The 21,170-nt window shown below is 47.0% G+C and carries 21 protein-coding genes and 1 tRNA gene; 12 read left to right on the forward strand and 10 right to left on the reverse strand.

All coding sequences use genetic code 11. The annotated features are described in order from the left end of the window. Positions 1-102: 102 nt before the first annotated feature. A complete protein-coding gene (locus tag KNO70_RS10500) occupies positions 103-1,137 on the reverse strand; it encodes a PTS sugar transporter subunit IIC (RefSeq protein ID WP_159562249.1) in 1,035 nt (344 codons plus the stop codon). A gap of 259 nt (positions 1,138-1,396) precedes the next feature. Between KNO70_RS10500 and KNO70_RS10505 the strand changes: the two genes are divergently transcribed. Further along, complete coding sequence (locus KNO70_RS10505; RefSeq protein ID WP_214812499.1) at positions 1,397-4,060, forward strand: cation-transporting P-type ATPase; 2,664 nt, start codon at positions 1,397-1,399, stop codon at positions 4,058-4,060. Between the two features lie 60 nt (positions 4,061-4,120). After that, positions 4,121-4,249, forward strand: a complete 129-nt coding sequence (locus KNO70_RS16250) for a hypothetical protein (RefSeq protein ID WP_256363520.1) — start codon at positions 4,121-4,123, stop codon at positions 4,247-4,249. 63 nt (positions 4,250-4,312) lie between these two features. Here KNO70_RS16250 and KNO70_RS10510 read toward each other — a convergent pair whose 3' ends face one another. From KNO70_RS10510 to KNO70_RS10520, 3 genes are all read right to left on the reverse strand, one after another. Further along, positions 4,313-4,585, reverse strand: coding sequence for a hypothetical protein (locus KNO70_RS10510; RefSeq protein WP_078146854.1), 273 nt, complete (start codon positions 4,583-4,585; stop codon positions 4,313-4,315). 62 nt (positions 4,586-4,647) lie between these two features. After that, complete coding sequence (locus KNO70_RS10515; protein WP_078146855.1) at positions 4,648-5,289, reverse strand: hypothetical protein; 642 nt, start codon at positions 5,287-5,289, stop codon at positions 4,648-4,650. An 84-nt stretch (positions 5,290-5,373) separates the two neighbouring features. Further along, the gene (locus KNO70_RS10520; protein WP_012726233.1) at positions 5,374-5,730 is read right to left on the reverse strand and encodes a PilZ domain-containing protein; all 357 of its coding nucleotides are present in this window, start codon (positions 5,728-5,730) and stop codon (positions 5,374-5,376) included. 147 nt (positions 5,731-5,877) lie between these two features. Between KNO70_RS10520 and KNO70_RS10525 the strand changes: the two genes are divergently transcribed. Beyond that, positions 5,878-6,126: a hypothetical protein gene (locus tag KNO70_RS10525; protein ID WP_078146856.1), complete on the forward strand. Its 249-nt coding sequence runs from the start codon at positions 5,878-5,880 to the stop codon at positions 6,124-6,126. Between the two features lie 38 nt (positions 6,127-6,164). On the opposite strand, the gene KNO70_RS10530 is transcribed toward KNO70_RS10525, so the two are convergent. The 5 genes from KNO70_RS10530 to KNO70_RS10550 all read right to left on the reverse strand — a co-directional run bounded on the left by KNO70_RS10530 (position 6,165) and on the right by KNO70_RS10550 (position 11,033). Then, on the reverse strand, positions 6,165-6,860 hold the full coding sequence (locus tag KNO70_RS10530) for a queuosine precursor transporter (RefSeq protein ID WP_214688788.1): 696 nt from the start codon (positions 6,858-6,860) through the stop codon (positions 6,165-6,167). A 319-nt stretch (positions 6,861-7,179) separates the two neighbouring features. Further along, positions 7,180-7,250: transfer RNA gene (locus KNO70_RS10535), tRNA-Thr, on the reverse strand. Between the two features lie 107 nt (positions 7,251-7,357). After that, on the reverse strand, positions 7,358-9,751 hold the full coding sequence (locus KNO70_RS10540; RefSeq protein ID WP_214812501.1) for an immune inhibitor A domain-containing protein: 2,394 nt from the start codon (positions 9,749-9,751) through the stop codon (positions 7,358-7,360). 138 nt (positions 9,752-9,889) lie between these two features. Beyond that, positions 9,890-10,681, reverse strand: coding sequence for a class I SAM-dependent methyltransferase (locus tag KNO70_RS10545; RefSeq protein ID WP_078146859.1), 792 nt, complete (start codon positions 10,679-10,681; stop codon positions 9,890-9,892). A gap of 40 nt (positions 10,682-10,721) precedes the next feature. Further along, entirely contained in the window at positions 10,722-11,033 is a 312-nt protein-coding gene (locus tag KNO70_RS10550; RefSeq protein ID WP_012726238.1) for a hypothetical protein, read from the reverse strand. 182 nt (positions 11,034-11,215) lie between these two features. Here KNO70_RS10550 and KNO70_RS10555 point away from each other — a divergent pair, with 182 nt between their 5' ends. From KNO70_RS10555 to KNO70_RS10585, 7 genes are all read left to right on the forward strand, one after another. Beyond that, entirely contained in the window at positions 11,216-12,079 is an 864-nt protein-coding gene (locus KNO70_RS10555; protein WP_214734205.1) for a cation diffusion facilitator family transporter, read from the forward strand. 87 nt (positions 12,080-12,166) lie between these two features. Continuing rightward, positions 12,167-12,643, forward strand: coding sequence for an N-acetyltransferase (locus tag KNO70_RS10560; RefSeq protein WP_214684347.1), 477 nt, complete (start codon positions 12,167-12,169; stop codon positions 12,641-12,643). A 47-nt stretch (positions 12,644-12,690) separates the two neighbouring features. Next, positions 12,691-13,680 (forward strand): LacI family DNA-binding transcriptional regulator, encoded by a 990-nt coding sequence (locus KNO70_RS10565; RefSeq protein WP_214812503.1) that lies wholly within the window; start codon positions 12,691-12,693, stop codon positions 13,678-13,680. 108 nt (positions 13,681-13,788) lie between these two features. Further along, positions 13,789-14,727 (forward strand): carbohydrate kinase family protein, encoded by a 939-nt coding sequence (locus tag KNO70_RS10570; RefSeq protein WP_214684345.1) that lies wholly within the window; start codon positions 13,789-13,791, stop codon positions 14,725-14,727. A gap of 2 nt (positions 14,728-14,729) precedes the next feature. Beyond that, entirely contained in the window at positions 14,730-16,160 is a 1,431-nt protein-coding gene (locus tag KNO70_RS10575; RefSeq protein ID WP_078146864.1) for a sucrose-specific PTS transporter subunit IIBC, read from the forward strand. A 19-nt stretch (positions 16,161-16,179) separates the two neighbouring features. Further along, complete coding sequence (locus KNO70_RS10580; RefSeq protein ID WP_214688783.1) at positions 16,180-17,598, forward strand: glycoside hydrolase family 32 protein; 1,419 nt, start codon at positions 16,180-16,182, stop codon at positions 17,596-17,598. Positions 17,599-17,699: 101 nt separating this feature from the next. Next, a complete protein-coding gene (locus tag KNO70_RS10585; protein ID WP_214812505.1) occupies positions 17,700-18,113 on the forward strand; it encodes a YhfM domain-containing protein in 414 nt (137 codons plus the stop codon). Positions 18,114-18,136: 23 nt separating this feature from the next. Here KNO70_RS10585 and KNO70_RS10590 read toward each other — a convergent pair whose 3' ends face one another. After that, positions 18,137-18,982 carry an alpha/beta fold hydrolase gene (locus KNO70_RS10590; RefSeq protein WP_078146867.1) on the reverse strand — a complete coding sequence of 282 codons (846 nt, stop codon included), beginning with the start codon at positions 18,980-18,982 and terminating at the stop codon, positions 18,137-18,139. A 116-nt stretch (positions 18,983-19,098) separates the two neighbouring features. Here KNO70_RS10590 and KNO70_RS10595 point away from each other — a divergent pair, with 116 nt between their 5' ends. Further along, positions 19,099-20,106: a helix-turn-helix transcriptional regulator gene (locus KNO70_RS10595; protein ID WP_214684342.1), complete on the forward strand. Its 1,008-nt coding sequence runs from the start codon at positions 19,099-19,101 to the stop codon at positions 20,104-20,106. A 200-nt stretch (positions 20,107-20,306) separates the two neighbouring features. Beyond that, on the forward strand, positions 20,307-21,167 hold the full coding sequence (locus tag KNO70_RS10600) for a metal-dependent hydrolase (protein ID WP_214812507.1): 861 nt from the start codon (positions 20,307-20,309) through the stop codon (positions 21,165-21,167). The last annotated feature ends 3 nt before the right edge of the window (positions 21,168-21,170 follow it).

The raw sequence follows: 21,170 nt of genomic DNA on the forward strand, positions 1-21,170 counted from the left end.
GTGAACGTGTCGACACTTCTCTATTGTAAGAACAATCATACGAGTCATAATAAAAAATCGATGCCACCGAATAATTCGTTCGAGCGTGCATCGATTTTTTAATTAGGCCGCATCTTCTTCTGTCGATTCGACTTTTTCCGTATGACGGACAATCGGGAAATTTTTGAACAAACGGCTTCCGATCAAGCCGAAACCGATCCCAAGGATGAATAGCACGACGGCTGTGAAGGTGACCGTTTGCCAATCGTTGAAACCATACATGACTAGAAGTCCCGGAATCCCGGCTGCCGAACCTGGCGCATCGTTGATCATACCGGTCATGGCGACAATCAATCCGGCGATGGCTCCACCGACAAAGTTGACACTGTAAATCGGAATCGGGTTAGCAGAAATGAGGTCAGCTTGCGTCAACGGTTCGATGGCGACAGAGAGTTGATCTTTCTTTGTTCCGATTTTCAATTGACGGAACAACAAGTAATTCATTGAGATGGACGCGGTCAACGCGAGCGCGGCAATCGCCATCGGGACCCCGGTCAAACCGAGCATCGCCGTCAAGGCCATCGAACTGAGAGGCGACGTTGATACGACCGTGACGATCCCTCCTAAGACGAGACCCATGACGACTGGATTTTGTGTTGCTGCCAGTTCGATGACAGCTCCAATCTGTTCAAGTGTGTTTGTCACGAGTGGGTCTACCCCTGTCGCGACGAGACGGGCGAGCGGTGCCATCACGATGACGTAGAAAATCATATCGACGCCGGTCGGCAGATAGCGATTGATTCGAGTGCCAGCCAAAGCCAAAAGATATCCTGCAAAAAAGCCAGGAAGGATTCCGAATCCCGATACAGACAACCCGATCATCAAACTATAGACGGGGTTGATTCCAAGTGCGATGGCGACAAGAGCCGCAGCGGCAGGACCTGACAAAGCGCCAGCCGCTTGACCTACCTCTTCATAAAGAGGAAGTGGCAGCAATCCGCCGATTGCATACGCGTTGAACGCTTCGACGAGGAAACTCGCGATTGCAGCACCGGCCAATGCTCCCATCGCCTTCATTCCAAAAGGCGCCTTATAACTAAATAATGTGAACAAGGCGAGGATGAGCAGTAAAAGTGCGATTCCTTGAATAATGACCATAAACTCTTCCTTCTTTCTATCTCTATTTATTCATAATTTATTCTATATTCATGCATAGAAAGACTTCTGTAAAGCCATATTCAAAAGAAAAATTAAAATTGAACAATGATACCGGTTTCAATTAGAAATTCCAAATCAAGAAAGCGTTTTCTTCAAAAAATGACATCAATTCTACAAGTTTGCACGTGTCGAGCCGCATGAGATTGGGAACAGATAGGGGAAAGACTTTTCAAAAAGTATTGGTCGAGGAGGATGAATCATGCAGAACGAAGACAGACCGTGGCATGCGCTCGAAGTAGATGAGGTGCGAACCCATGTGGAGACTGATCTTGAATCAGGTCTTACAACAGAGAGTGTCACAAGTCGTCAAGACGAATTCGGCAAAAACGTATTGCCGGAGAAAGAGAAAACCCCTGAAATTATAAAATTTCTAAGACAATTCAATGATGTTCTCGTGTACGTCTTGTTAGCGGCTGCCGTCGTCACGGGATTCTTAGGGGAGTACATCGATACGATCGTCATCGTTTTAGTCGTCACGATTATCGGCGTCGTCGGATATCTTCAAGAGAATAAGGCCGAAGAGGCGCTAGAAGGAATCAAAAAATTGTTAGAAACAAAGGCGACCGTCGTTCGAAACGGCAAGCAATCCGAAATCGACTCGAGTGACCTGGTCGTCGGGGATGTGCTTGTGCTTGCTGCCGGTGATAAAGTGCCGGCCGATGCCCGTGTCGTGCAAGCCGAAAAGTTTAAGGTCGAGGAATCGGCCTTAACGGGAGAGGCGACGACTGTCGAGAAAAAATCAGACGTCGTGAAAGAAGAATCGGTGTTGGCCGACCGGAAAAACATGGTGTACTCAGGAACGAGTGTCGCGACGGGAAGTGCAAAAGCTATCGTGACAGCCATCGGTGAAGGGACGGAGCTCGGCCAAATCAACGCTTCAATCTCAGAAGTGCAGACCGTCAAAACCCCTCTGATTCGACAGACGACCAAGTTTGGTCAAACGGTGTCCATCGCCATCTTGATCATCTCCGTCGTGATTTATGCGTTCGGCTACTTTTTACGGGATTATGAGCCGGTCGAATTGATGCTGACGACAATCGGTCTTGCCGTTGCGGCAATTCCTGAAGGATTGCCTGCCGTCATCTCCATCATTTTGGCGCTCGGTGTACGAAATATGGCCGAACAAAAAGCGATTGTGCGAAGTCTACCATCTGTCGAAACGCTTGGTGCTGTATCTGTCATTTGTACGGATAAAACAGGTACATTGACAAAGAATGAGATGACCGTCAAACAAATCGTGACAGCGAACCATGATATCGAAGTCTCGGGTAGCGGATATGCTCCGAATGGAGATCTCGAATTGAATGGTCAACCGTTTGACTTGGACGATGACGAGTCGATGATCGACCTGTTAACCGTTGGGAAAACATGTAACGATGCGCAGTTGAATGAAGAAGACGGGGACTGGGTCATTAACGGTGATCCAACCGAGGCTTGTCTGTTGACCGTCGCTGAGAAGGCCGAGCGCCCGATCGAACGTTTAAAAGTCATTTCGAAGATCCCGTTCGATTCTGAATATAAATACATGGCGACGCTCGTCGATTACAAAGGAGAGCGAATGATTTTCGTCAAAGGTGCCCCGGACCGACTCTTTGATATGGCATTGTCTGAAGACTTTAAACAAGACTATTGGGATGAAAAACGAAAAGAGATCGCAGACCGCGGTCAACGCGTTCTCGGTGCAGGCTTGAAACGTGTCGACAGTTCAAAAGCGTCAATCGACCATGAAGATGTTGAAGATGGTCTAACTTTCCTCGGATTGTTCGGAATCGTCGATCCACCTCGACAAGAAGCCATCGATGCGGTCGCCGCGTGTCGTGATGCTGGGATTCGAATTAAAATGATCACGGGAGACCATAAAGATACCGCTGTCGCGATTGCAAAAGAACTGGGCATGGAAGTGGAAGGCGCCCTCGAAGGTCGTGAATTGACAGATATGACAGATGAAGAAATCAAAGAGGCTTCCGTTCATAACGATGTATTCGCACGGACCAGCCCTAACGACAAGCTTCGTCTCGTCAAAGGATTGCAAGAGAACGGTCTGATTACATCGATGACAGGAGATGGTGTGAACGACGCACCTGCCTTAAAACGTGCTGACATTGGTGTGGCAATGGGGATTAAAGGGACGGAAGTAGCGAAAGAAGCATCTCAGATGGTTCTTGTCGATGACAACTTCAAAACGATCTATAACGCCGTACGAGAAGGACGACGGGTGTACGATAACCTGAAGAAAACCATTCTCTTCTTGCTTCCGACAAACGGAGGTCAAGCGTTGCTTGTGGCAATGAGTATCTTGCTCGGAGCGGCTGCACCGCTCAGTCCTGTGCAGATTTTATGGGTCAACATGGTTGTCGCGATTACTCTCTCTTTAGCAATCGCTTTCGAACCACTCGAAGAGAGTACGATGAAACGACCGCCACGTCCGGCCAATGTGCCGCTACTCAGCCGATACTATATTTTCCGCGTCACCTTCGTTTCAATTATTATCGGGGGCGGTAGTTTATGGATCAACTATATGCTCGGAGATTTCGACTACTCGACCGAGAAATTACAAACGATTACCTTGAATGCCATCGTCATGGCCCAGCTCTTCCACTTGTACAACTGCCGTACGGAGTTGGCACCTGCATTCAACCGACATTTCTTTGACAATAAGATTGCGTTTCTCGTATCGGCCTTACTCATTGCCCTACAATTGTTCATCACGTACGTACCGTTTATGCACACGTTATTCGGTACCGCTCCATTAACGTGGGAAGATTGGATTTATCCAGTGGCATTTGGTGCCGTCGTCTTTATCATTGTTGAAATTGAGAAGGCGATCTCCAGACGTGTCATCGGCAACCGGAATATACACTGATACGTTTCATTCATGTGAAAAAAGGTTAAACAAGTGGAGTAAACATGAAGGAGGGATACGATGAAGCGTGACGAATCACAACCAGGGGTTCACCCGGATCCGCTACCGGATGATGAATCGAACCCGGCGAAAAAACCGGCTCCGACACAGCATCCTGACCCTGATCCAGAGGAAGAATCGAACGAATAAAGCGTGTAACAGGTAAAAGATCCTCCTAGCTGAAATAAGCTAGGAGGATCTTTTTGAGTTGGTTTATGATGTTGACTTTACAGAGCGGCTATTTTGTAGCCGATTGAATGATTTCTCGTTCATATGTTCCGTGATGACAAAATCACCGACTGGGCATTCCCATTTCCCTTTTTCGACAACACATTCGCGCAATGTCACTTGGTCATCGTATAAATCTAGTTCCAATGTGTCTTTCAAAAATTGATCGACTTTTTGGTTTGGAACTTTTACATATTCATTGAATTCGAGCTCTTCATTCTTGACAGTCACGTAAGAAGTGACTTGGAAATAACGCATGTGATGGTCTCCTTCATTAAAAACTAACTTCTAGTATAGCCGTTTCTGATGAAAACGGGTACTCAATGTTTCATTTCAGCACGTTCACGCTTCGGAGGTGCTTCGTTGAACGGTTTTTGATGGCGAATCATGAGCCAAAAAATGAGACCGAACAACGGGATATAGGGGAGCGGCCATAAGCTCATCTTATAGCGTTTCGCGTCCCGATTCATTAACGTAATTTGAATGAATGCCAACAAAAAGAAATCGACGGTCATCGTTCGAACAAATTGATTGTTCTCCACATAGGACCAGTATTCTGCAACATTTCCAGTATTGGCTGCAGCGATGAACAACCCGATTGTCACCAGTAAAAGCACAACGCCGAGGATACGGGTCGGCAGCGGTTTGACCGGGGTCGGATAAGGTGACTGTCTCGCAAAAGCCAAATAAGGAGCGAGTAGAAATCCCCCAACGAAAAAACTGGTGACAGCGGCGATGAGTGGATTCGGTTTGAGCTGATTCACTTCTGACCAAAGAAGTGGAAACATCGCCAGGGGAAACACCCCTAAGATACTAAAGAGCGATAGAGAATAGCCTTCGTACGCCTCGGTATTATAAGTCACAAAATCGAGAAGAAAGCGTCCGTCGAACGGGACATTTGGACCGATGACGGCGAATGCAATTGCCAGTCCCCAAGGAATCAATAAGAATTTTCTTGTCATACGAACACCTCGTCAATGGTTGATAGTTGTAGTATACCCTCTTTTGGAGACACGAAAAAATGAGAAGATGCCTGACGCATGTTCTCATTTATTTTCACGTGCATACGTTTTAATCATCGTGACGAGTTGCTGAGTTTCGTCAGCTTTCACATCAAGCATGATTCCATAATCATACAGCGAGCCCGTTTGGCCACGGTGTCTGACATGTCCCATGAGTTCGATCGGTTGAAGTGTCGGAACGAGGTCGAAAAGAAAATGGACCTGTAAATCATCAGAGAGCGGGAAGAGGTAGTCCGAACGCAATTTTAATCCATGAGAACTCACATTGAGGAGCAATCCTTCCCCATCATAGAGTTCTTTTTCTTCCCATACAAGTCGATAAGGGATGGTACGGGGATTCGGTAGGATATAGCGGAACGTCTCCTGGCGGCGATAACGCATCAATTCACCCCATTTCTTTACTTCTTTTATCGGCAAAATTGAATTTAAAATGAAGTGGAAGATTGTATAAAATTATAGTGTACTCGCTTTACAAATTTGAAAGCGCTTTCTATAATGGATGTACGATTTGAATAGGGAGGAGATCAGATGAATGTCCATGATTTACTCCGACGTTACTCGATTCAAACACCAGTCATCTATGAAAAAAAACGTAACGGGGAGTGGGTTAAACTCGAGCGCTTACCTGCTTATACCATTCTTGAAGTCGAAACGAACGATCATACCATCGAGGCGGTCGCGATTGATGCATTCAAAGCGATTACCGTCTGTCGAGAGTCGGCGTCGATTGAAGAAGCCCGTCCGTATGCTGTGCGTATCCTGATTGAACGACCATAAGAAAAGCCGTAACTTCATGTTGAAGTTACGGCTTTTCTTTATGCTGCATCCTGTTCGGTTTCGTCTTGTGGATTTGTTCGTTTTGCGTAATACATAAACGGTGTCGCCATCCAAGCGATCACAAACTTTGCCACGTATGTCGTGATAAAGATGTTCCACCAAATGTCCCATTCCATTCCCCAGAATGCGATGATGCAGAACGTGAATGTATCAATCAGTTGAGATAAGACGGTCGAACCTGTCGTACGAAGCCAAAGCTTCTTCTCGCCCGTTTTTGCACGGATCTTTGAATAGACGAAGACATCGAACAATTGAGAGACCAAATAGGCAGCAAGGCTACCGAGTGTGATCAATGGCAGCATCGAGAAGAGTGCCTCGAAGCTTTCATGCATGAACAGTGCCTCTTCAAACGGCTCATATAAAAGTGCATATTGCATGAGTACCGTTGAGACGATCAAGATGAAAAATCCGAGCCATACGCCTTTACGGGCAGCCACTCGCCCATGTTTTTCGTTCAAAATATCGGTTGCCAAGTAGAGCGAACCGTAAACGATGTTACCGAGCGTGAAAATATATCCGCCAATTACAATCTGTTGCGTGACTTGGATGTTTGCTACGACCGAAGCCATCGCAATCCAAGCATATAAGCCGACTCGTCCGAATAACTTGTAACTGAGGACGAGTAGTCCGAGTGTAAGGATGGCAGAAGGAATCCATAACCATTCGTTTAGCATGAATCATGCTCCTTCCTCTAACTATTCAATGATTTCAACTTTTCAAGTTTATAGAGGAACGGAAATGATGTCAAGGAGAGGGGGGAGGTCCACTCAGGTAAACACCGTAAAATTATAAAACCCTCTTCTATATCAAAAGTGCTTCTGGAAACTCCCTGCTAAGTGCAATCGTTCGACAAACTAAAAATCGATTCGACAAACCGTGATTCGCGACATGAAAAATAAGAAAGTGGGAACAAAGTGGGAACGGGCAAAAAGAAAGCACCTCCTGTCATAAACAGGAAGTGCTCTGAACCGCTTGGTTGAGCGGTATTGTTGATGCCTCCGACGAGAATCGAACTCGTGCTGCAGCATTACCATTGCTGAGGTCTGCCACTAACCTACAGAGGCGTTATACCAACTATGTTACACAGATTATTCGTCATTTTCAAGCTTTTTTAGAATAATAAGACCTCCAATCTTCGATAGAGGAAGACTGGAGGTCGAATGCTACATGTTTATTTTGTACGGATCCAAACGGCACCTGCAGAGTTGTCTTTCGCTTCACCGACTACGTCAATGACGAGACCGTATTGCGGAAGTTTGCGTCCTGCATCTGGAATGAGCGAGTTGATGTAAGAGTTTGCATCATTGAACTGCTTCACGCCAGGCTGTGCTTTGTAATCGTACACGCCACGACTCGGTGAATCGATATACCAAGCGAGCGTCTTATCGAGACTGAATGCCGCATCAGCAATTTGGTAACGTGTGCTACCTGCGACTGTCTGTTGACCGTTCAAGTTACCGATCAGCGCTTGTGGATGTGAATCGACGACACCGAGGAATCCTTCACCAGGGTGAACACCGACCCAGTTATCTGTGAACGAGTCATCACCATACCACACGACAAGACCAGTGTTGTATTTCACGCCGCGGCCGTTGAGAAGACCCATATCCGACCCAGCGTGGTTACGCCATTCGAGGTAGTAATAGTGTGGTTTTGAATCGTATCCGTCTGAAGAGACGAATCCATCGAGCGTCACGGCTTCAGCGCCTTCTGCATCATCTGCGAAGAGTGTTGCGGATTCTGATTTGATTGACAAGTTATCGACTGCGAAGCCTTTCATAGCGACGCCGCCGTCTGTCACGTATTCAAAGACGATTTGAACATCTTGACCAGCGAATTGTGAGAGGTCGTATGATTTGTTGACCCATGCACCGTTCGTCGTCTCAGCAGGGTAGCCCGCTTCGTTTGCGCCGTTGACGTCGTCACCGAATACATCGAGAACGACTTCTTGACCACCGCTGAGGGCTTTGATGTACAAGTAATCATAGTCCGATTCGACTTCATAGAATGAATCGAATGCGAGGACTCCGTCCGCACCAAGTTTCACAGCTGGTGTTGCCATCTCAGTATGGATGTCGTCACCTTTTGTCGAGTAATAGTAGCGATCGCCATAAACTGGTTCGATTCCTTTAATCTTCTTATCAGGAAGGTTGACTTTGACGATGCCTGGGTTGTTTGATTTCGTCACAGATTGGTCGAGTTGTGCGACGAACCCTTGAGAGTTGAGGTCTTCAAGGTCGACTTCTGTGATGTTTACCCAGTTTCCACCCATGATTTTTTGGAAGTATTCTTTGTTTTGTGGTGAGAAGCTTGTTGGCTCCGTACCTGCGACTTTACCGGCCCAGCTACCGCCACTCATGATTGACCATGATTGAATCGGTTCGCCTTGACCTGTGTACTGCGTATCGTACTCATCTGGAAGACCGAGGTCATGTCCGAATTCGTGTGCGAAAACGCCGACCGCACCATCTTCTGGTTGAATCGTGTAATCGTACGCAGCCATTTTTCCGCCCCAGTAAGGAACTGCAGCTTCTGTATTGGCTACTGGGTAAACACCATCAAGAACCCAGCGATGTGACCATACCGCATCGTCACCGAGCGCACCGCCACCCGCTTCTTGGCCAGTCCCAGCGTGGATGATCATCAAGTGGTCAACGAGACCGTCCGGCTCATTGAAGTCACCGTCTCCATCCAAATCGTATAGATCGTATTGGTCATGTTCTTTCAAATCGATTCCAGATGCGACCGCAGCATTCAACGCATCTTTGACGAGTTGACGTGGTCCCGGTCCGACGTTATCATGTCCGCCATCGCCTTTGTCCGCACCGTAGTCTTTTGCGGTTCCCGGAACGGTCAACCACTCCGAAACCTCACCATCGACAGTATAACTTCCGCCTGATTGTTCTTCATAGTATTGTTTGAACGTTTGAACCTTTTCACCGTTAAAGAGTTCAAATTGTTGATCACCGAACATATACTTTTCATAATGTTCTTTACTGAAGTTATCGCTGTACATATAGCCCGGCTCTTGGATGATGTTATTGTGTTTGAAATCGCTGTACTCGACGAGGAGAACGAGGACTTTATCTTCACGTACCGAACCGTTGTATGCAGATTGCCGGGCAGGAGAAACCTTCACTTGACCGTTCGGTTTCCCTTTACGGTAATTTCCTTGCCCTTTTTTCGCTTTATCAAGAATTCGTTTTGATTCCTTTTCGAATTGAGTATGTATCTTCTCTTTTGCTTTTGAAGCCTTCTCGTTCACTTTGTCGTCGTGCTTATGTGGATCTTTCGCTTCACCTTGCTTTTTCGAGATATATGCATCGACTGCTTTCATGCGTTCAGATGCAGACAAACCTTTTTTGATGACGCCGCGTTTCTCGAGAGCTTTCGCGAGACGCTCTTCATCGATGATGTTGTGGTCGAACGGAGCGAGCTCGCTCGTTGTCGGTACCGATGGCGCAACCGAGAGGGGAGCGGCACCAGCTGCCGGAACGATACTGACTGTCATGGCAGATGTCATGAGAGCCGCTAGAGTCGTTCGACGGATGGAACGTTTTTTCATTTGTATGAACCTCCTGTTAAAAAATAATGGGAAAATGTGTGAGCTTGTTGTAAATGTACTCTTTGTGTCTGATTAATGTCAATATTCAGAAAATAATAAACGAAAAAGGAGTCTAAAGACCTATTTAGTTCAATTTGACTAAATAGACTTAGACTCAAGGTCGATATATCCGTAATGGAACTTCGACGTTTTACGTTTTATGTGAGCGAAACCGTACCGTTCAAAGGTATCGCTCTCAAAATGCGCCTTCAAGACAATTCGTTTCTTGGCTACTCGTGTTGCTTCGGTAATCAATTCTTGCGTGAGAGGGGAAGTGTCGGCGATTGTGCGAAGTGGGTTCAGATGAACCGATTCTGAAATCGTCTTTTCAAACATCGGATCAAAGTAGATACAATCAAACGAATTTTCCGCACACGTTTTCAAATAGTCAAGAGAGTTGGAGTGAACGACCTCAATGCGTCGCATCGCCTCATTGACCTGCTCATCTTTTTCGACCCATACGGACATGCCTTCTCGGACGAGTTGTGCCGTAATGAATTGACTCTCAAGGCCAATTACTTTACCGTTTGAACCGGCGACATGGCTCATGACGATACTGTCCGAGCCGAGTCCGAGTGTACAATCTAAAATATGATCACCCGGAGTTGCTTGCATGGCGTCAATGAGTGGATCTGATCCACCTCGGCTCAGTTGCTTCACCCGAAAGACGGAGCTCGATGGGTGGAAAAAGAACGGTTCTGTACTATGCAGAGGTGTGAACTCGACACGTCGTTTATCAAATACAAGTACATCTCGTTGATGACGTTTCTTCAACTCGTCGATGGAAAGTTTGCGCCGGTCGACAAATTTCATCTTGTATTCTGTGGCATGTGTATGCGCTCGAGATAAGACATCATCTGTCGGACGTAAACAAGTGGTTACAATATACATGATTCGGGCTCCTTCATAAAAAATGAGACGCAGGTGCGTCTCATTTTTTCTTGCTGAGTAAGTCTGATAATTCATCGATGAGTGCTTTATGAGAAGCGAGTTCTTTCTTCTTCTCGTCGTTCACGTTCATCGGACGTTTTGAACGGCTTTGTAGCGCTTCAAGCGTTTCATCGATTGACGATTTCAACGTATCGCGTTCTTCAGGTTTCAAAGATACTTCGTGCGGATTTTCACCAGAAGCATCTAATTCGCGGAGACGTGCCATCAATTGCTTTGCCTCGCGATTCAAATCGATTAACAATCTGTCAATTTGTTCCAGTCGTAATTTGATCCCATCACGTTCTGTAAACATCTGTTTCACCTCTTTTTGCGGTTTAACCCTAAGGTCTCTTCCTGTTTACTTTACCATAAAATTTGTTAAACGAAACTACCGGGAATATATTCCATTTATTTTGGCTGTAAGAAACATTGTTTCTCTATCCCCACACGAAGTTCACCTGCTATACTAACTGAGCTAATTAAGGAGGTGGGCGGATGGAAACAACAAATCATCCACCAAAAGCGCTCAAAGGAGCGATTGTGTCGATTACGGCATATTTGATCTTATCTATACTAAAGGTATTCTTCGGATACTTATATGAATCTGAGGCGGTCCTAGCCGATGGATTCAACAATACGACGGATATAATTGCATCAGTCGCGGTCTATATTGGCATTCGGGTGGCTGCATTGCCACGGGATGCCGAGCATAAATATGGTCATGCGAAGATGGAGACGATCTCTGCACTCATCGCTTCATTGATTATGATTGGGGTCGGTATTTTCGTCTTCTTTAACAGTCTGTCGAATTTAATCGGGGGCGAGTATACAGAGCCGAACCCGTTGGCGGCGGTCGTCGCCTTCGTCAGTGCGCTCGTCATGTTCGGGGTGTATCGGTTCAACTTGAACCTCGCGAAGAAGACAAAGTCATTGGCACTTAAGGCGGCAGCGAAAGACAATTTGGCCGATGCGATGATTTCAGTCGGAGCCACGCTTGGTGTGCTATTTGCTTATTTTCAACTGTCTTGGATGGACACGGTCTTAGCAATTGTGATTGCCGGCATGATCATCCGGACAGCGATCCAAATCTTTTTAGATGCCACCCATCAGCTTTCTGACGGGTTCCCTCCGCACCTCGTCGAGTCCTATGAGGAGACGATTGAACAATTTGAGCGGGTGAAAGAAGTTCGGGAAATCAAAGGGCGTCATCTAGGGAATCACGTGATGCTCGACGTGACGATTGCAGTCGATGGCGATTTGACCGTGGACGCGGCCCATGAATTATGTGATGACATCGAACGGAAATTAGATGAACAGCATGCGGTCGATTCGGTGCATATTCATATCGAACCGATTTGACGTTCGGTTATCTTTTGCGCTTCATGAAGGGATTCGTTTATAATAAGCGCAGACAGATATTGAACTACTAGTTAAGGAGGGCACGGGATGAACATCGTGCGTCAACCTATTCGCCAGATTGATGAGATTGAATATGAACATTTTCAGAAGTATGGAGAAAACGCATATGGCGTTTCTGCTGAAGAGTTGAAAGGGATTCTCGAAGAAATGGGGTCCGAGCAACTTTATCACGCAGAAGAGCATAGTTATGGAGAAGACTTCTATTACGACTTGATGGTCGATGACAAACTGGTCGGTAAAGTCTTGTTACTCAAGCTTGCCCGCGTATACCAACTCGACCTGATGGTGTTCGATGCGTACAAAAACAAAGGATATGCGACGGAAGGATTGCGACTTGCCTTACTGGACTCAAAATTGATGGATGGACAAACAGTCCGGGCTGGCATCCCACCGACGAGCCCACATCAACAAGAGATGCATCATATTCTCATTCAGAACGGGTTCGAAAAGCGGAACGGTTTGTATTACTTAAATTTCAAGAAACGATATGTGGTAAACCATTAAGCTGACGGCGTCTCGCACGTCAGCTTTTTTCATATGGAGGGGTAAGGATGAAGCAAGTCACCATTAAAGACATTGCGGAGCTCGCTGGTGTCGCCAAAAGTACGGTCTCACGCTATCTGAACGGTGGATCGGTCGGAAAGGCAACAAGGGAAAAACTCGACCGGGTCATTCGAGATACGAACTATGAGCCGAATCAGTTCGCTCAAAGTCTCAAGTCGAAACAGACGAAGATGATTGGGGTCATCGTTCCACGGCTTGATTCGTATGCCGCCTCACGGACGATGATGGGGATTGATGAACAGCTCACGGAACGAGGATATCAAATGCTCGTCGTCAATACAGCACAACAGACGGAACGAGAAATCGAACAGCTATATAATTTGGCCAAACAAAAAGTTGCTGGAATCATCTGGCTCGGGACGACGGTCACGGAACGTCATCTTGAGGCGATTGAGGCGATTCAAATCCCGGTCTTGTTGATTGGTCAGCAACATGACAATGTCCATAGTCTCGTCTATCCTGACTATGATGCGGCCTATGCGCTCGGTAAACAGTTCACGGAGTGGGGTCATCGAAACGTGGTCTATGTCGGGGTGTATGAATCGGATATCGCGGTCGGTCAAGCACGCCGTGACGGATTTTTGCGGGCGTTTCAAGAGTCGGAGGCAAATGTCAAAGTCATTCAAACGACGTTTAAGATTGAGGATGCCATTCCAATCGGTGAACAGTTGGCGGAAAATGTTGGCTCTGTTTCCTTAATCGTTTGTGCGACCGACAACATTGCCTTAGGCGTCCTGAAAGGATTAGCGAATCAAGGGGTCTCTGTCCCAAGAGATGTCTCTGTCAGTGGATTTGGAGGATATGATTTCACGGAAGTCCTGCATCCATCCATCACGACGGTACACCTTCCTTATCGCCGAACTGGTGCGAAAGCTGCCGACATGATGCTACAGCTGTTGCAAGGTGAACACGTTTCAATGAAAACGTTCACAATTTTTGAACTAAAAGTGCGCGAAAGCGTTGACAAGTTAAATTAAATCGTTTACATTTGTGTTGTGGAACCGGTTCCGCAACATTTTTTTATTCTAAAATGGAACCGGTACCAATTGTATAAAGAACTCATATGATTTATGGAGGTGGACGATATGAACACCGTACATTGTATCGGCGAATTATTGATTGATTGGGTATGCGAGGATGCGTCTAGCGATCTCGTGAACGGGACGACGTTCGTCAAGAAGGCGGGAGGCGCACCTGCGAATGTCGCGGCAGTCGTCAGTAAGCACGGGGGGCAATCTAGTTTCCTCGGACAGGTTGGAGATGACCCGTTTGGTCTCTTCTTGAAACAGACGTTGGTCGAAAACGGCGTCCGAACAGAAAACCTTGTGGAGTCTGGAGACACGACGTTCGCATTCGTATCGATTCAAGAGGACGGAGAGCGGGACTTCACATTCCGTCGCGGAAGTGACGGGGAGTATGCCTTCGAGTCGATCGACTTATCGGTGATCGAGTCAGGGGACATCATTCATTTCGGCTCGGCGACAGCACTACTTGATGGAAAATTGAAAGACGCGTACTTCAAGTTATTGCAATTTGCAAAGCGGGATGGCTTGTTTATCTCGTTCGACCCGAACTATCGAGATGCATTGATCACGGACCTCGAGCAATTTAAACAAGATGCAAGACACTTCATCGCGGAATCGGACTTCATTAAACTGAGCGAAGAAGAAGCATACTTGTTAACCGGAGAAGAACAACTAGAAGACGCTGTTCGTGCACTGCTTGAATTAGGGGCAAAACAGATTGCCATCACACTAGGGTCTCGTGGGACGTTGATTGCGACAAGCACGCATCATGAAATCGTTCCTTCAATCTCAATCGACAGTATCGATTCGACGGGAGCGGGAGATGCGTTCGTCGGAGCTTACTTATATCGGTTGGCAACACTCGGGTTTGACCCGGAGCGCTTACGTTCCGACATTGAATATGCGAACGTAACGGGTGCATTGACATGTACAGCTTATGGCGCCATTCCAGCAATTCCATCACGACAACTTGTGAATGAAACGTTAGGAGGGAAATGAAGATGGATTACAAAAAAGAAGCAGCATCGATCCTAGAGGCGATTGGTGGGAAAGAAAACGTTGCTGCAGCCGCGCACTGTGCGACTCGCCTTCGACTCGTATTGAACGATGAGTCAAAGGTCGATGAGAAAGCACTCGAACAACTTGATGTGGTTAAGGGAACATTCTCTACAGGCGGACAATATCAAATCATCATCGGACAAGGTACGGTCAACAAGGTCTATGCGGAATTTTCACAATTGACTGGCCTTGGAGACATGTCGACGACAGACGTGAAGTCAGCCGGAGCGAAAAAAATGAACCCGCTCCAACAGTTCGTCAAAATGTTATCGGATATCTTCGTTCCAATCATCCCGGCCATCGTCGCCGGCGGTCTCTTGATGGGAATCAACAACTTATTGACGGCACCGGATTTGTTCTTTGATGGACGTTCGTTGATTGACCAGTATCCAGGCATGGCCGACCTCGCAGCGATGATCAATACGTTCGCAAACGCCGCCTTCGTCTTCCTTCCTGTACTCATAGGGTTCTCCGCAGCCAAACGGTTCGGTGGTAACCCGTACCTAGGTGCAGCGCTCGGGATGATCATGGTCCACCCGGACTTGATCAATGCATACGCTCAGGCAAGTGTTGAAGAGATTCCGGTTTGGAACATTTTCGGACTCGAGATTGAGAAGTTAGGATACCAAGGACAAGTCTTACCAGTCCTCGTCTCGACGTATATTTTATCGAAGCTTGAAATTAACATTCGGAAGTTTATGCCGGCGTCACTAGATATCTTGCTTACGCCATTGCTCTCACTCCTCTTCACAGCGTTCATCACGTTCGCTTTCGTCGGACCGATCACTCGTGAAGCAGGGAACTTGATCATTGATGGGTTGGTATGGACGTACGATTCACTCGGGTTCGTCGGTGGCTTGATCATGGGTCTTCTCTACGCTCCAATCGTTATCACGGGGATGCACCATAGCTTCATCGCAATTGAGACACAACTTCTCGCCGATATCGCTGAAACAGGGGGATCGTTCATCTTCCCGATTGCTGCGATGTCAAACGTTGCACAAGGGGCTGCTACCCTTGCCGTCTTCTTCTTGACTGCTGATAAGAAGATGAAAGGTGTCGCCTCAGCATCAGGAATCTCTGCATTACTTGGAATCACAGAGCCTGCCATGTTCGGGGTCAACTTAAAACTTCGTTATCCATTCATCGCAGCCATCGTTGGTTCAGCCGTTGCGTCTGCATTCATCGTTGGAAACGACGTATTGGCAGTAGCGCTCGGTGCTGCCGGATTACCAGGTATTATTTCAATCGCACCGGGTTCGATCATCTCGTATATCATTGGTATGGCGATCGCATTCGCCGTGACATTCGGATTGACATTCATCCTTGCGAAACGACAAGCAAAAAAAGAAGCGGTCAAACAAGCCGCGTAACGAAAAAGGAAGTGACACTATGAATTGGACGAAGGCCGAACGTTATCGTTCACTCCGTGACGTGAGCGCCCTCGAAATGGAGGTGCTCCGTGCAAAGACGGCCGCATCCCCGTGGCGGTTTGGGTACCACATCCAGCCGCCGACGGGCCTCCTCAATGACCCGAACGGCTTCGCATATTACGATGGAGAGTACCATCTATTCTATCAATGGTTCCCGCTCGGGCCAGTTCACGGTCTCAAACATTGGTATCATGTCAGTTCGAAAAATCTCGTCCATTGGACCGACCGCGGGGTGGCGTTAGTCCCTGAAACGAAGGAGGATTCCCACGGTGCCTATTCTGGAAGTGGGTTCGTCGTAAACGACACCCTTCACGTCATGTATACCGGGAATCATCGTACGGACGATTGGACGCGTCACGCCTCGCAAATTATCGGTGTCTTACGTGACGGGATGATCGAGCGGCGCAACGTGGCCATTCCGGATATTCCGGCCGGTTACACGGAACATTTCCGCGATCCGAAAGTATGGGAAGAAGATGGATCATATTATGCGATTGTCGGTGCACAGCGAACGGATGAGACAGGATGTGTCGTCTTATATCGTTCGACCGACTTGAATGATTGGACGTTTTTAGGTGAAGTGAAGACGGAGCTCGAGCAGTTCGGTTACATGTGGGAATGTCCTGACGTGTTTGAACTGAATGGAAGGCATGTCCTCATTTTTTCTCCGCAAGGGATTGAGCCTGAAGGTCATCGCTATCACAACATCTATCAATCTGGATACGTCACAGGCACTCTTGATTTAGAGACGCTCGTCTTCACGCACGAGTCGTTTGAAGAGCTCGACTTCGGTTTCGACTTTTACGCCCCGCAATCGACGGAGCATGACGGTCGTCGCATTCTAGTCGGTTGGATGGGCCTACCGGAGATCGAATATCCGACAGACCGCTACGGTTGGGCCCATGCGTTGACGCTCCCTCGAGAACTCTCGCTTGAAGATGGCGTATTAAAACAACGACCAATCTCTGAAATGAAGCAACTCCGATCTAATCAGTTCGTAAACGAATCAGGGACACGGCTTGACGTGATCTCACCCGAACATTTTGAATTGGAACTGTCGACAGCTGGAGAAGACTTCAAACTTGAACTATTGAAGACAGAAGATGAGTCGCTCGTGATTCGGTACGAGAAAGATACAAACGAATTGACCATCGATCGGACAAACGCGGGTGAACCGTTCGCGACGGAGTTTGGGACGACCCGGACAAAAGTGATTGAGGTCACGTCCCTTCATCTGTATGTCGACTCGTCGAGTGTCGAATGTTTCGTCAATGACGGTGACGCTGTGGCAACCCTTCGCGTCTTCCCAAGTGATGGTGAGAAACGAGTCCGCTACGTCGGAGACGAGGCAAGTTTAGTCGGTTGGAAATATGAATGAATGTAAAAGCTGAGCGTTTGCTCGGCTTTTTAATTTTTCCAAATGTTGAAACCGTTTCGATTGGATCTACGTATAGATGAAGAGAAGAGAGAGGTGAGAGAATGAATAAAATGATGAAGTGGGTTGATGCGATTCGAACGATTACCGCACCATTTGGAGATCCGATTGGAGAAATTGAGAATGAAGAAGTTGAATGCGTGATGGTGGCGGAGTCGACGGTGCGTGGAATAATGAATCCAGAAGTGAAGTTAAAGTTTCATGAATTGAGCCAGGTGCGGGTGTTCGCGGAAATGCTACGTAGTTCAGAAGAAATCGAAGACGTCGAAATTGAAGTGGTACCCGATTTTGATCTCTTGCTGCAATTTAAAGGTGGCGAGCATGAACGATATCAGCTGTGGCTCGGACAACCCGACCATCCAAGTGTGATCACAGAATTTGAACGAACAGACGTTGTCTGGCGACTACCGGAACATTCGACGAATCAATTGATTGATGCCCTCGGGTTAGATAAGTAAAAAAGCACCTCTTTTTGAGATGCTTACGAGTTGAATCGGATAAACCGTTCGATTTGTCGCTCTGATTTTCTTGCTTGCCGTCCGACCCAAATCAAGTGACCGGGACTGTTCAGAATCGTAAGCTGCGCATGTGGGATCAAGCGCTTCGCGTAATGGGCATGTCGAACAGGAACTGCTTTGTCGTTTTTCGAGTGAATGATATAGGTTGGGCACGACACACCGAGTAACACCTCACTTGAGACACGTTGTTTCAAATCGAACTGTGCGCCAAGTCCAAACGCCATCTGATTCGCGACGCGTTTCAGGAGGAAAATATCATAAGGAGACACCTCTTCTCGAATCGTCTCGAGTGCCAACACGCTTGTCGATTGAATCATACGGGCCGTCGCTTCGAATGGATGTTTATGAATGGCACGAGCAATAAACTGTTTCATGATGTATTGAAGTGCGATAAATGCGGGTTGGACGACATTTCGGCTGACCGTGTCCCGATACGGGAAATCAACGACACTCGTCACGGCGGCAGCGAGGGTCAAACTAAGGACACACTGATTCTGTGAAGCGAGCTCAATCGCGGTCGGTCCTCCGGCAGAGATGCCATAGACATGATATCGATCAATATCTAGCATTTGCATCAAGTGAGAGAGTCGGGATGCAAACAATTGAGGAGATGCTGAAAAAGAGTATGGTGTTTCTCCATATCCGGGTCTAGATGGGACAATGACCCGGAAACCGGATAAAACGAGTTGGTCCACATGGTATGGTTCTAGACTCGAGGATTGGGTCCCATGGATCAGTACGATGACGGGACCGTGACCGCGGTCTATATATTCGATTTTTGAGCCGTCGACGTGTGCATAATATTTCAACTTAGATGGCGCCTCCTTAAACGTTTTGTAATGGAAAATACCTTTATTTCGTGGAAATAAAATGATAATGTCTGTTTATACATAATTTAGATAGAGAAACGAAAGGGGATAGAACCGTGAATAACCGAGAGCGGTTACTTGAAGTTCGACGTTTCTTCGAACGTTACACGGACGAAGCGAATCCAAAGACACTAGAAGATTTGCTCGAGTACTTGTCAACGATAGGAGATACTTCTAAGTTAGCAAAAAAATCGGTGAAAGACGATATCCAGGCACTGAATAATTCGGGGTTTGAAGTGCAGGATGAATTGGAGAAGAATGGTCTCGCTAAAAAGTATTGGCATTCGGCCCGCTTATTTGAGATTCATGAACTCCGGATGATGGTCGATGCGATTGTCGCAGCGAAATTTATCTCGGAAGACGTGACCGAGGAAATTGTAGAGAAACTTCAAATGCTGACGAGTATCCCTGAAGCGAAGACGCTACAATCGATCATCAAGACGCCGAAGAAAAAACACGGACACATTCCTTACCATATCGATCGTATCCAACGGGCCATTCATGAACGAAAAGCTATCTCGTTCCAATATACAGACGTCGTCGGATTTGATGTGACGAAACGAACGTTCCCGCTCCGCCGTGACGGAGAGCGATACGTCGTTAATCCCATCGATTTGCATTGGAATCACGAGCAGTACTACTTGATTGGGATCGACGAATCAATCGGAGAGGTGCGGAACTACCGGGTTGACCGCATCGTCAATTCGGAGATTGTGGAAGATGGCACCATTCGTCCGAAGCATCATTTACCTGATGATTACTATCAAAAATCATTCAATATGTATAACGGATCTGATGAACAAATCGTTTTGTCCGTCGACGAACGCGTTCTCCCGGTCATCTTTGACAAGTTAGGGGAAGACGTTTCTGTTTCTGAACATGGAGAACGATTCCTCATCCGCTTCGATGCGGCCGTTTCTGACGGATTTATTTACTGGTTGCTATCTTTGGGTTCACAAGTAGAAGTGGTTGAACCACTCACGCTTCGTGATCATATGAAAGCAACGATTGAGAAGATGGCAATTACTTATGAACATACAAGCATTCATTCCGCCATCGAGTAAGCAGATGTGCTATACTGCTTGCGACACTAGATGAAGGGGGACAGGCGGATGTTGAATTGGATGCCATTGATCATTCCGATTGTCGCTGTCATTTTCGTAACGATCGTCGCAAGACGCGCCATGAAAATGGATAAAGAGAACTAATAGGAAGAGACATCGTCCAGGATTGGGAGATGTCTCTTTCGCTATGGAGGTAGAACGTGGATACGATTACACATACGTTATTCGGTTTGACGTTATATGGTGCAGCCGATAAGCGTGATTTACAACAACATGAAAAACGAGCCTTATTCGTCACGACACTCGTCGGGAGCCAAATCCCTGACAGTGATGTAATTTCACGGCTATGGGACACGGAAGGCATGTATCAGATGTGGCATTGCGGCATCACTCACTCGATCTTCCTCGTTCCGCTCTTTGCACTGCTCATCTACATACTGGTTCGCCTTCTCTTTCGAGTGACGGACATCCGCTATTTTTGGTGGGCATTATTGTCTGTCTTCGTACACAATACATCCGATTTGTTCAATGCATGGGGGACAGGGTATTTCGAACCGATCTCGGACGTGAGAATCACATTCGGTGTGATCCCGATTGTCGATTTTGTCTATTGGGGAATCTTCTTGGTCGCCTGGCTCGTCGCACGTAAACAAGAAGTCCGTTATAAGACGTATCGGTATGCGTGGGCTGCCCTCGTTCTTTATGTCGCGCTTCAAAGTGCGCAGGGCGCCTATTTATATCAGTCTTATTCAAAGGAATATGACGAAGTGGCGCTCTCGGCTTCATTTATCCCGACTCAGTTCACGGTCATTACGAAGACTGACGAGGACGTATCGCTCTTTCAAGATTCGATATATCAAGAAGCGACCTTGCAATACGAATTGACGAGTGCCGAAAAGGCGAGTCTTGAACCATTGTTTGAAGCGAATCATGAGGCGCGCACATTGACCAAATGGTCGCCGTTCGTCGTCATCGTAGCAAACGAAGAACGGCTCGGCGTCTTTGACCCGCGGTTTTATGATGGCGAATCCTCATTTTTATATGAATACATCGAAAGGTAGGAC

The sequence above is a fragment of the Exiguobacterium sp. s181 genome (genome assembly GCF_018617125.1).
Taxonomy (GTDB): Bacteria; Bacillota; Bacilli; order Exiguobacteriales; family Exiguobacteriaceae; genus Exiguobacterium; species Exiguobacterium profundum.